General features: G+C 60.6%; 11 protein-coding genes. 6 read left to right on the top strand and 5 right to left on the bottom strand.

What is annotated here, in order from left to right; genetic code table 11:
• Positions 1 to 5 precede the first annotated feature (5 nt).
• The 3 genes from ACW55A_RS13385 to ACW55A_RS13375 are packed head-to-tail and all read left to right on the top strand — an operon-like array spanning position 6 to position 2,926.
• The gene (locus ACW55A_RS13385) at positions 6 to 962 is read left to right on the top strand and encodes a glycosyltransferase family protein (RefSeq protein ID WP_129484634.1); all 957 of its coding nucleotides are present in this window, start codon (positions 6 to 8) and stop codon (positions 960 to 962) included.
• A gap of 31 nt (positions 963 to 993) precedes the next feature.
• On the top strand, positions 994 to 1,767 hold the full coding sequence (locus ACW55A_RS13380; RefSeq protein ID WP_498811329.1) for a glycosyltransferase family 2 protein: 774 nt from the start codon (positions 994 to 996) through the stop codon (positions 1,765 to 1,767).
• A complete protein-coding gene (locus ACW55A_RS13375; protein WP_054081300.1) occupies positions 1,757 to 2,926 on the top strand; it encodes an O-antigen ligase family protein in 1,170 nt (389 codons plus the stop codon). The genes ACW55A_RS13380 and ACW55A_RS13375 overlap by 11 nt, the downstream gene beginning before the upstream one ends.
• A 48-nt stretch (positions 2,927 to 2,974) precedes the next feature.
• Here ACW55A_RS13375 and ACW55A_RS13370 read toward each other — a convergent pair whose 3' ends face one another.
• On the bottom strand, positions 2,975 to 3,613 hold the full coding sequence (locus ACW55A_RS13370; protein ID WP_003366239.1) for a BUD32 family EKC/KEOPS complex subunit: 639 nt from the start codon (positions 3,611 to 3,613) through the stop codon (positions 2,975 to 2,977).
• A 178-nt stretch (positions 3,614 to 3,791) separates the two neighbouring features.
• On the opposite strand from ACW55A_RS13370, the gene msbA reads away from it, so the two are divergent.
• Both msbA and hldE read left to right on the top strand, forming a co-directional pair.
• A complete protein-coding gene (gene msbA, locus ACW55A_RS13365; RefSeq protein ID WP_003431965.1) occupies positions 3,792 to 5,594 on the top strand; it encodes a lipid A export permease/ATP-binding protein MsbA in 1,803 nt (600 codons plus the stop codon).
• A gap of 128 nt (positions 5,595 to 5,722) precedes the next feature.
• Positions 5,723 to 7,144, top strand: a complete 1,422-nt coding sequence (hldE, locus tag ACW55A_RS13360) for a bifunctional D-glycero-beta-D-manno-heptose-7-phosphate kinase/D-glycero-beta-D-manno-heptose 1-phosphate adenylyltransferase HldE (protein ID WP_498811328.1) — start codon at positions 5,723 to 5,725, stop codon at positions 7,142 to 7,144.
• 65 nt (positions 7,145 to 7,209) lie between these two features.
• On the opposite strand, the gene ACW55A_RS13355 is transcribed toward hldE, so the two are convergent.
• From ACW55A_RS13355 to ACW55A_RS13340, 4 genes are read right to left on the bottom strand one after another with little or no spacing between them, the layout of a single operon-like run.
• Entirely contained in the window at positions 7,210 to 8,172 is a 963-nt protein-coding gene (locus ACW55A_RS13355; RefSeq protein ID WP_003366246.1) for a hypothetical protein, read from the bottom strand.
• Positions 8,173 to 8,208: 36 nt separating this feature from the next.
• Positions 8,209 to 9,024 carry an aldo/keto reductase gene (locus ACW55A_RS13350; RefSeq protein ID WP_455808238.1) on the bottom strand — a complete coding sequence of 272 codons (816 nt, stop codon included), beginning with the start codon at positions 9,022 to 9,024 and terminating at the stop codon, positions 8,209 to 8,211.
• On the bottom strand, positions 9,021 to 10,196 hold the full coding sequence (locus tag ACW55A_RS13345) for an NAD(P)/FAD-dependent oxidoreductase (RefSeq protein WP_003431962.1): 1,176 nt from the start codon (positions 10,194 to 10,196) through the stop codon (positions 9,021 to 9,023). Before ACW55A_RS13345 ends, ACW55A_RS13350 begins: the two co-directional genes overlap by 4 nt.
• Positions 10,197 to 10,244: 48 nt before the next feature.
• Complete coding sequence (locus ACW55A_RS13340) at positions 10,245 to 10,577, bottom strand: SMR family transporter (RefSeq protein WP_002551789.1); 333 nt, start codon at positions 10,575 to 10,577, stop codon at positions 10,245 to 10,247.
• A gap of 69 nt (positions 10,578 to 10,646) precedes the next feature.
• Between ACW55A_RS13340 and waaA the strand changes: the two genes are divergently transcribed.
• Entirely contained in the window at positions 10,647 to 11,927 is a 1,281-nt protein-coding gene (waaA, locus tag ACW55A_RS13335; protein WP_455808237.1) for a lipid IV(A) 3-deoxy-D-manno-octulosonic acid transferase, read from the top strand.
• The last annotated feature ends 19 nt before the right edge of the window (positions 11,928 to 11,946 follow it).

The raw sequence follows: 11,946 nt of genomic DNA, 5'->3' as shown, positions 1-11,946 counted from the left end.
AAACCATGAAAGTTCTACTGCTGGTCCAGAAAGAGCAGCGTGCGATTCTGGACCGTCTCTATGACGGCATCGCCGCACACTGTGAATGCGAAGTGCGCTGGCTGAGCTCTGCGGAGCAACGCAACCTGCGTGGCTATTTCCGCCGTGAGGTGGACGTCAGCCGCTATGACCGGATCGTGTTTTTCCTGCGTTTCAAGCAGGAAGTGCGTCAGGTCGGGTTTATCCGCACGATTCCCAATCTAGTCATCCTCGAACACGATGCCTACCAGAACTACATTCCGTGCAAATACACCGGCAAGTTCAGCGCGCACTACCGCAAGCTGCCCTGGGCGCGGGTGATCTGTTCGGGGTTCATGGTCAGCGAGCGTCTGCGCCAGGAAGGCTTCGATGCGGTGTTCGTGCCCAAGGGCTATGACCAGAGCCTGCTGCAGTTGCAGGCACGCGAGCGTGACATTGAGCTGGCCTTCGTGGGCAGCACCAACAGTGTCGCTTACAGCGGCCGCAAGGCGTTGCTGGACGAATTGGGCCAGGTCGAGAACCTGCTCGTCACGCGGACCAAGTCCGGCGAAGAATATTGCGACACCCTGAACCGCATCCGTTTTTTCGTCAGTGCCGACGTGGGCATGGGCGAATACATGATCAAGAACTTCGAGGCCATGGCATGCGGCTGTGTGCTGCTTGCCTTCGATCAGGGCGCTGAAGAAAACCACGCGCTGGGCTTTGTCGACATGCACAACATCGTGCTCTATCGCGACATTCCCGAACTTCGCGAAAAGCTGGCGAAATTGCGCGATAACGTCACACTGGCCAGTGAAATATCCCGTAATGGGCAGACTTTGGTCGAGGAACGCTTTACATTCCATGCCCTTGGAAAAGCCATCGTGGACGCCATGCATGCGCCACTGCGCAGCATGCCGGCGGCGAATTGGGTCGATCGCCTGCGGTCACGATTGGGATGGTAGGGAATTATGAATATTCAATGATTGGGAACGAATGATGGTATTCAGCGAAAACAGCGACATTACGCTGGTTGTCACCAGTTGTGGTCGATTCGACCTGTTGAAGCGCACTCTGGAAACGTTCGACCATTTCAACGCTGCGCCCATACGCCATGTGCTGATTACCGAAGACTCCGGCGATGCCCGGGTCCAGGCGTGCATTCCCGAGCACTGGCACCCGCATACGCGCTTCATCATCAACAACCCCAAGCTGGGGCAGATGCGCTCTGTCGATGCGGCCTATTCGCTGATCGAAACGTCCTGGGTGTTCCATTGCGAAGACGACTGGGATTTCTACCGTCCGCACTTCATCGAAGAGTCGATGACGCTGCTGGAACACGACCCTCAGGCCTTGCAGGTCTGGTTGCGCAGCTACAATCATGATCTGCGTATCCACAGCCCTTACGTTTACCTGAACGAGCGTGAAGTGGTCGAGGGTATCCCGTTTTACAAACTGGGCTCGCACAAGCCGGAATGGCAGGGTTTTTCCTTCAATCCGGGGCTGCGCCGCCTGGCTGATTACCTGCAGCATGCGCCTTATGCCGAACACGGTGGCGAGAAGAAACTTTCACAATTATTCGCCGCGCAAAACCGTTACGCTCTGATTCTGGAAAATGATGCCGTGTTGCACACCGGGTTTGGTGAGCACGTGGAGGTGCCGCAGGAGCGGCTTGACAAACAGCGTCGCAAACTTCGGGATCGCATCAAGCTGATCGTCGCAGTGCTCGCTGGCCTAGTAGCAGGTTGGTTGCTTAATAATGTCAGTTGACCCGATAAGAGTACCCGGCAACAAAGTGCAGCAGTACTTTACGGCTGCCATCGTCATCTTCCTGCTGAGTTTCATCCTCAACCCCTCAGCCAAGATCACCAACAATCTGTTTTATGCATTCACGGCGCTGCCGGGCTTGTTCTTCCTGATCAAGTACCGCGGCGCTGGCGTGTTTGCCAAGCCCCTGGGCATCGCCTGGGCGGTGTTCATGGCCTGTTTTCTGGTCCCCGCGCTGCAGGCGCAGGAGTTCCAGTATTACAAGCACATCATTTACGTCAGCCTGTTTGTCTTCATCGTGGCCGGGATCACCGACAACGGTTTCTTCAGGCGCGGTGTATTCGTGCGCAGCATGTTCTGGGCGCTGTGCCTGTACATCCTGCTCAGCAGCATTCACAGCTGGGTGACCGGGCAGTTCGAGTTCGGCCAGCGTGTGGCGATTCTGCCGGGGCGAATGGAGAACGTGATCTACGCCAGTGCCTGGCTGGTCTGCAGCCTGGCGTTGGCCATGCCGCTGTGGGCAAGAGAGCGGCGCTGGGTCGAGGCCGTCTGCGCCGTTCTTGTCACGCTGGTGATAACCGCCTTTGTCGTGCAGACGCGCACTGCGCTGGTGGGTTGCGCGGTTCTGTTCGCCGTCTGCACCGCCTATGCGCTGTACCGTTTTCCACTGCGCACGATAGTCGCCTTGTTGGCGCTGGGCGTCGTGGCGGCGGCAGCCTTCTGGTTCGTCAAGGATGAACAGTGGGTCGCCCTGTTGATGGTCAGAGGGGATTCCTACCGCATCGAGCTGTTTGAAATCATGACCGGTGAATGGCGTCGCTGCGGCTGGGTGCTCGGCTGTGGTGTCGATTTCTACACGACCCAGACCCTGACGGGCGGCATACCGATCCAGCACCCGCACAATATTTTCGTGTCGCTGGGGCTGTATACCGGTGCCGCTTCGCTGGTGATGTTTCTGGTCGTGATGGCGATGACACTGTGGGACGCAGTGCGCAACGGCGATGCCTGGGGTCTCTACCTGGTGTGTGCGCTGGTCATGCTTAACTTCGATGGCGGCCAGTTGGTCGGCAACCCAGACGAGCTTTGGGTGCTGGTGCTGCTACCGGCGACCATGGTGCTCGGGCGAGTGGTGCAGACGCATCGGCTCAGGCAGCAGCAGTAGCATCAAAAAATGGCCGCTTCGAAAGCGGCCATTTTTCATGGGGCAGGTTTATTGAACAGCCTGGGCCAGTTCAGAGGTGTCGCACAGGGTCTGCGCGCTCATGTAGCCATCGAGGAAAGCCGGGTTGCCGTTGTCCAGCAGCCATTGGCGGTCTTCCTGATAACGCAGCATGTGTTTGAAGTTGCGCAAGCGAAGGCTTTTGCGCAAGGCGCGGCGATAGGTTTTCATGTCGGCAATGTCAATCAGGCCGAGGCTGCCTTCGGGCGTGAGGATAACGTTGCCAAGATGGGCCGAGCGAAAGTAGATACCCTTTTCATGCAGCCCGGCAATGAAGCTTCCCAGTTGCCTGCGCAGCTTGTCGTCGGCCACCGCACTGCCCAGCAGCTGACGCAGGGTGAAGCCAGCCAGCGGATCATAATGCACGGCATCGCGCTCGATCTCGGCGATGCGGCTGACCGAGCGTATGCGCGGGCAGGGAATGCCGCGTTTGATCAGCGTTTCACAGTTGTCTGCGAAGCGCTGCGCGTAGGGGTACCAGGCTGCGGAGCTGACAATGCGTTTGCGCCGAAACAACTTCAACATGGAGCCGTCACGCAGACGGAGTACTTTGTCGCCCGTGCCGTCGGCTTCAAGCACTTCGGCACCTTGAACCAGTTCAAGGTAATGGGCGTGGTCAAACGCTTGCATCGATACTCCGGTTTTTACGCCCCAGGGGTTCCTGGTCGTCATACAGAAGCCAGACGTGCAGGCTTCAGGCAGCGATCAGAACCCCCGGGGAATGGACGAGCCGCCTATGTTACCGCAGCAGGCAGCCGCGAAAACTGCTGTGATACAATTCGGCCTCTTTTTAACACGACGGATTCTCATGACAACCTCCGAATCGTCCACAACCTCCAGCGTGAAAATCTATTTCCGCCTGTTGTCTTATGTGCGTCCGTATGTGGGCATTTTCCTGCTCAGCATCATTGGTTTCGTGATCTTCGCCTCGACCCAGCCGATGCTCGCCGGCATCCTGAAATATTTCGTCGACGGCCTGACCAATCCCGAAGCGGTGCTGTTTCCCAATGTCCCTTATCTGCGCGAGTTGCAGCTGTTGCAGGCCGTGCCGCTGCTGATCGTGCTGATCGCCGCATGGCAGGGGCTGGGCTCGTTTCTGGGCAACTATTTCCTGGCCAAGGTTTCCCTCGGGCTGGTGCATGATTTGCGCGTAGAGCTGTTCAACAAGCTGCTGGTGCTGCCCAATCGCTACTTCGACACGACCAATTCCGGCCATCTGATCTCGCGCATCACCTTCAATGTCACGATGGTGACCGGCGCTGCCACCGATGCCATCAAGGTGGTGATTCGCGAAGGCCTGACCGTGGTGTTCCTGTTCATCTATCTGCTGATGATGAACTGGAAGCTGACGCTGGTGATGCTTGCAATTCTGCCGTTGATTGCCGTCATGGTCGGCACCGCGAGCAAGAAATTCCGCAAGCAGAGCAAGAAGATCCAGGTGGCGATGGGCGATGTCACGCATGTTGCCTCGGAAACCATTCAGGGCTATCGCGTAGTCCGCAGCTTCGGTGGCGAGTCCTACGAGCAGGCGCGCTTTGCCCAGGCCAGCAACAGCAACACCAAAAAGCAACTGCGCATGACCAAGACCGGCGCCATCTACACGCCGATGCTGCAACTGGTGATCTACAGCGCCATGGCGGTGCTGATGTTCCTGGTGCTGTTCCTGCGTGGCGACGCGACTGCAGGTGATCTGGTTGCCTATATCACCGCTGCGGGCCTGCTGCCCAAGCCGATTCGTCAGCTGTCGGAAGTCAGTTCGACGATCCAGAAAGGTGTCGCTGGTGCCGAGAGCATTTTCGAACAGCTGGATGTGGAAGAGGAAGTCGATACCGGCACCATCGAGCGTGATCGCGTGACCGGCCACCTCGAGGTGAAGAACCTCAGCTTCTTCTACCCGCAGACTGCGCGTCAGGTGTTGAACGACATCAGTTTCTCCGCTGCGCCGGGGCAGATGATTGCCCTGGTAGGGCGTTCCGGCAGCGGCAAGTCAACCCTGGCCAACCTGATCCCGCGTTTCTACGGGCACGACATGGGCAACATCCTGCTCGATGGCGTTGAAATCAACGATTATCGCTTGCGTAACCTGCGCAGGCACATTGCTCAGGTCAATCAGAATGTCACGCTGTTCAACGACACGATTGCCAACAACATTGCCTACGGCGATCTGGCTGGCGCGCCGCGTGCCGACATCGAAGCGGCTGCCGCTGATGCGTATGCCAAGGAATTCATCGACCAGTTGCCGCAGGGTTTCGATACCCAGGTGGGCGAAAACGGGGTGCTACTGTCCGGCGGTCAACGCCAGCGTCTGGCCATTGCCCGCGCGCTGCTCAAGAACGCTCCTTTGCTGATTCTCGACGAAGCCACCTCGGCGCTGGACACCGAGTCCGAACGGCACATTCAGGCGGCGCTGGATCACGTCATGAAGGGCCGTACCACGCTGGTCATCGCCCACCGCCTTTCGACCATCGAGAAGGCCGACCTGATTCTGGTCATGGATGCCGGGCAGATCGTCGAGCGCGGTACGCACTCTGAGCTGCTGGCGCAGAACGGCTATTACGCCCGCCTGCATGCCATGGGGCTGGACGAGCCTTCGCCTGTCGGCGCTGTCTGACCTGACGTTCACCGGGCGGACCCAGGCGGTCCGCCTGCCTTTTGGGTGGCGTGATTCAACAGCCTGTCGGTTGCAAACCCCTGTGCTAAGATTCCGCCCCTGTCCATTTTTCAAGTACGGGTTGTTCCATGAAGCTATCCATGCCGCGCTTTGATCAGGCCCCTGTCCTGGTGGTTGGCGATGTCATGCTCGACAGATACTGGCATGGTGGTACCTCGCGTATTTCCCCCGAAGCGCCAGTGCCTGTGGTCAAGGTCGATCAGATCGAGGACCGTCCGGGCGGTGCTGCCAACGTGGCCTTGAATATCGCTGCGCTGGGCGCCCCCGCTTCGCTGGTCGGTGTGACGGGGGATGACGAGGCGGCTGAAAGTCTGACCAACAGCCTGAAGGCTGCTGGTGTGCTGGCGCGCTTTCAGCGCATCGCCGATCAGCCGACCATCGTCAAACTGCGTGTCATGAGTCGCCACCAGCAATTGTTGCGCATCGATTTCGAAGAACCGTTCAGGACCGACCCGCTGGCCCTGAGCGCAGAGGTTTACAGCTTGCTGGACGGCATCAAGGTGCTGGTCCTGTCCGACTACGGCAAGGGCGCACTGAAAAACCATCAGGCGCTGATTCAGGCCGCCCGCAAGCGCGGCATTCCGGTGCTGGCCGATCCCAAGGGCAAGGATTTCGCGATCTATCGCGGCGCGAGCCTGATCACGCCGAACCTCAGCGAATTCGAGGCCATCGTCGGTCATTGTGTCGATGAGGCACAACTGGTCACCAAGGGTGCGCAGTTGATGCAAAAGCTCGATCTCGGCGCGCTGCTGGTGACCCGTGGCGAACATGGCATGACCCTGTTGCGTCCTGATCAGCACGCGCTGCACCTGCCGGCCCGTGCCCGCGAAGTGTTCGATGTGACCGGCGCTGGTGATACGGTGATCTCTACCCTGGCGGCAGCGATTGCTGCCGGCGAGGAGCTGCCACATGCGGTGGCGCTGGCCAATCTGGCGGCGGGCATCGTGGTCGGCAAGCTGGGCACTGCGGCCATCAGCGCCCCCGAGCTGCGCCGGGCGATTCAGCGCGAAGAGGGCTCCGAGCGCGGCGTGCTGGGGCTGGAGCAACTGCTGCTGGCGGTCGATGATGCGCGCGCGCACAAGGAAAAGATCGTCTTCACCAATGGCTGCTTCGACATTCTCCACGCAGGTCATGTGACCTACCTGGAGCAGGCGCGTGCCTTGGGTGATCGCCTGATCGTTGCGGTCAACGACGATGCGTCTGTCAGCCGCCTGAAAGGGCCGGGCCGACCGATCAACAGCGTTGACCGGCGCATGGCGGTGCTGGCAGGTCTGGGGGCCGTGGACTGGGTGATCAGCTTCCCGGAAGGAACCCCGGAAAACCTGCTGACCCACGTCAAGCCCGACGTGCTGGTCAAGGGCGGTGATTACGGTGTCGATCAGGTGGTCGGTGCCGATATCGTTCAGGCTTACGGCGGCGAGGTACGTGTGCTGGGGCTGGTGGAAAACAGCTCCACCACCGCGATTGTCGAGAAGATTCGCGCCCAGTAACCGCAACGTTGCCGTTTGAATGCCGGCGCGCTCAAGGTTTCAGTGCCTTGCAGCCGCTGGCCGACTTACTTGCTCAGGCTGCCACGCGCCATCTGCAGCAGCTCCCGGGCCTTGCCGGTCAGGCGTTTGAGCCCTGACTTCTTCGCCGGTGGGGCCATGCCCTGCTGACGCAGCCAGTCCTTCCAGCGAATCCGCTCTTCACGCACCACCCAGCCATCCTGCGCAGCGAAGCTCTCGGCCAGGTACAGCCCTCTCGTGCCGGCCGGACTCAGCTTGTCACGCTTGAGCGTGTACAGCTCGGGCAGAGGGGCGCCGTTCTCCAGCGGCATCAGGTACAAGTCAGGTTTGCTACGGTTGAGGCGGGCGACCAGTTGATCGTTTTCCAGAGCTTCGTCGACATGGAAAAGGCTGACCGGGCGCGCTTCCTTGGGGATTTCCAGGCGCATGTCGTAAATCAGCTGCAAGGACGCCGTGGGCAAATGCACATAGGCCCGTGGACGTTCCAGCAGGGTCAGGCTGCCGGTTCGCACCGGTCTCGCGGCGCCGGAGAGCGGGCTCAGGCGAAAGGGCATAGCCTCGCGATAATGCAGCGCGGCGGCGTAGGGCGCAGGCAGCCAGGTCTCCTTGAACAGCCCGCTGAGCCAGCCCTGCGGTGTTTCGATCAGGCACTCTTCGGCCACTTCCTGAATCGCGGTGTGCAGCGGCAGCGTCAGCTCATGGGCCGGGACATAACCCGAGATCAGCTTGAGCACGACGTCGCCGCGATCCTGACGACGCTGGCGGACCAGCACCCAGTAGTCGCGGTTCTGCCAACTGACGGTCAGGCGAACGGAGACCCCCAGATTGGCCAGCTCGGTGGCGAAATGTTCGGTGTCCGGCACGTCGATCTTGCGCCGCCGCTGCAAGGTCTGCGCGAAGTTCATCGGCATGCCGACGCTCTGGTAGCTCAGACTTTCCGCAGTGGCCTCGACAAACAGCGGCAGGGTCTTGAAGTTGCTGGGATTCTTCCGGATCAGTGTTCGCGGCATAACGGCTCCTTCTTGCGTTGGGGTCGGCCGCCTTAATCAGGCTTGACGGCAAATCACGGCAGCGGCAGTTGCAACGTTGTGTGCCAGGTGCAACGGGTTGATGGTGCCGACAATAGCACTGGCAACCGCCGGATGTTCAAACAGTAGCTGGAAACTGGCGTGGACCGGATCCATGCCGGGTGTCAGGCAGACATGACCACTGGCCAGTGCCTTCTTCACCAGAATGCCTTTGCCATGAGCCTGCGCGTAATCCAGTACCGGCTTTTCATCCTGTTCGTTGAGATTGTAAGTGACCATTGCGCAGTCACCCTCACGCAGCGCCAGCAGGCCGCCTTCGACGGTCTTGCCGGAAAAGCCGAAGCTGCGAATCTTGCCTTCGCGCTTGAGATCAGCGAGTGTCTGGTACACCTCGGCGTCGTTGAGAATCGCCAGATCGTTGCCGTCCGAATGCACCAAGACCAGATCGAGAAAGTCGGTTTCAAGACGTTTCAGGCTGCGCTCGACCGATGTGCGTGTATGGGTGGCGCTGAAGTCATGGCTCGACTGGCCGTTGACGAACTCCTCGCCAACCTTGCTGACGATCACCCAGTCCTGGCGCTGACCGCGCAGCAGCGGTCCCAGGCGCTCTTCGCTGTTGCCATAGGCAGGTGCCGTGTCGATCAGGTTGATGCCCATGTCGCGGGCCATGCGCAGCAGCATCTGCGCCTGCTGGTCATCGGGAATCTTGAAGCCGCTGGGGTATTTGACGCCCTGGTCGCGCCCCAGTTTGACGGTGCCCAGCCCCAGCGGCGATACGTTCAGGCCGGTACTGCCCAGCGGGCGATGCAGATCGTGCAGGGTTTTCAGGCTCATGGCAGCAGCTCATCCCAGACAGGTATGGCCATTGGAGGCCGTGGCACATCACTCAGCGGAGCTTGCGGGGTCGGGTGGATACCGTCTCTGGACAGCTGCGACAGGACTCGGTCGGCGAAGTCCGGAGCCAGGGCCAGCTTGGTCGGCCAGCCGATCATCAGACGTTGTTGGCTGTCGAGGAAGGCGTTGTCCGGGCGCACCAGTCCTGATTGAGCAGGCTCGGCACGATCAACACGCAGGGTCGCCCACTGCGCCTGACTCAGATCGACCCACGGCAGCAGCGCCTCGAGCTCTTTGCGCGCAACGGCGATCTGCTCGTCCGGTTGGCGCGCCACACCATCGGCTTCGGCCAGGTCGCCGCCCAGATACCACACCCACTGGCCATCTGCTGCCGGATGCGTGGTCACGGTGATGCGTGGCTTTGGCCCGCCGCCCAGGCAGTGAGCGAACAGCGGCTTCAGGGTCGGCCCCTTGACCAGCACCATGTGCAACGGGCGGCGCTGCATCTGCGGTTGCGATACGCCAAGCGCGTTCAGCAGGTCGGCATTACCGCCGCCGGCACTGAGTACGATGCGCTGCGCATGGATATCGCGACCGTCGACGCGCAGACCGATCAGTTCATCGCCCTCGAAGAGCGGCTCGATGTGCTGACCGGCCAGCAGGCTGTCACCGGCCAGTTCGGCGAGACGCCCGATCAGACTGGGTACATCGACCACCAGCTCGGCAAGTCGATAGACCTTGCCTTTGAATTTGGGGTTTTGCAGGGCTGGCGGCAGTTGCTCGCCCTTGACCTGATCCACGCGACCGCGCACGGCCTTGCTGGCGAAGAAACTGGTGAGATTGCCGGCGATGGTGCCTGGCGACCACAGGTAATGGGCCTCGGACAGCAGGCGTACACCGGAAAGATCCAGCTCGCCCTTGCCATCGAGGGCCTCACGCCAGCGACGCGGCATGTCGGCAATGGCTTCGGAGGCGCCGGACAGCGCGCCGTGCAGCGCGTACTTGGCGCCGCCGTGGATGATCCCCTGAGACTTGAGGCTTTGCCCGCCACCCAGGCTGGCGCTTTCTACCAGCACTGTCGAGAACCCTTGACGACGCAACCGGGCATTGAGCCAGAGACCGGCGACGCCAGCCCCGACAATCAGCACGTCAGTGGAAATAACCGATGGCATGAGCACCTCAGTGAGCGAAAAGTACGAGCATTATAAAGGATCGGGTTTTCAATGCCCGGCGGTTTTCGAGAACAGCTGAATGACCGCCACGCCTGCCACGATCATGCCCATGCCCAGCAGCGCGGGCAGGTCGAGTTTCTGGCCGTAGATGAAGAACGCGGCGATGCTGACCATGACGATGCCCATGCCCGACCAGATGGCGTAGGTGATGCCCACCGGGATCGTGCGCATTACCAGAATCAGCATCCAGAACGCGATCGCATAGCCGGTAATCAGTAGCAACAGGGGCAGCGGGGTACTGAATCCCTTCACGGCTTTCATGGACGTGGTAGCGATGACTTCCGCGCAAACGGCGATAGCCAGTAGGTAATAAGCGTTCATGGTGCATTCCTTTTCGTCAGGCTGCGCATTCTAGCGGCTTGTGATGGCGGGCTGATAAACTCCGCGCCCATGAATAGAACTCTTTATACCGTACTGTTTCATCTCGGCCTGCCGCTGGTTGCCCTGCGTCTGTGGTTGCGTGCGCGCAAGGCTCCGGCGTATCGCCAGCGCATCGGCGAGCGCTTCGCCCGCGGCTTGCCGGTCATGCAGCGGGGCGGTATCTGGGTGCATGCGGTGTCGGTGGGTGAAAGCATCGCCGCAGCGCCGATGATTCGGTCGCTGCTGGTGCAATATCCGCAGTTGCCGATCACTGTGACTTGCATGACGCCCACAGGTTCGGAGCGAATCAAGGCGCTGTTCGCCAGTGAGCCGCGAATTCAGCATTGCTACCTGCCCTACGACCTGCCGTGGGCGGCTGCTGGTTTTCTCGATCAGGTACAGCCACGGCTGGGGATCATCATGGAAACCGAGCTGTGGCCCAACCACATCCATCAGTGTTCCCTGCGCGGGATTCCTGTGGTGCTTGCCAACGCCCGGCTGTCGGAGCGTTCGGCGCGGGGTTACGCACGCTTTGCCGGGCTGACGCGACCGATGCTGGCGGAAATGGCCTGGTTTGCGGTGCAGACTGAAGCTGAGGCGCAGCGCTTTCGTGATCTGGGCGCACGTCCCGAGTGCGTGGCGGTGACCGGCTCGATCAAGTTCGACCTGAGCATCGACCCGCAGCTTCTGCAGCGTGCCGCCCACCAGCGCGAACAATGGCAGACCACGCAGCGGCCTGTCTGGATCGCGGCCAGCACACATGCGGGCGAGGATGAAAGCGTGCTGGCGGCTCATCGCACGTTACTGACCAGTCACCCCGATGCGCTGCTGATTCTGGTGCCGCGTCACCCCGAGCGTTTCGACAGTGTGCATGCGTTGTGTCAGCAGCAGGGCTTTGCGACGGTAAGGCGCTCATCCGCGCAGGCTGTCACGTCTGACGTCTCGGTGCTGATGGGCGATACCATGGGGGAATTGCTGTTTCTCTATGCACTGGCTGACATCGCTTTCGTTGGCGGCAGCCTGGTGCCCAATGGCGGACACAACCTGCTGGAGCCTGCGGCACTGGCCAAGCCGGTGCTCGGCGGCCCGCACCTGTTCAACTTCCTCGAGATCGCCGCCATGCTGCGCAAGGCTGGTGCGTTGCAAGAGGTCAACGATGCAGCAGCGCTGGCCACCGCCGTGCAGGGTCTTTTCGACCAGCCGCAGCAGGCACGCAACATGGCCGATGCCGGGCTTGAGGTGATGAAGGCCAATCAGGGCGCACTGCAACGCCTGCTCGACGGGATCGGGCGGTTGATGGGCAGGCGCTGAATCGGGGAGGACGCATAGC

The organism is Plantibacter cousiniae (nom. nud.) (assembly GCF_977070315.1).
Note: the sequence above shows the minus strand (reverse complement) of the source record. Positions and strands in the feature narration are given on the sequence as shown.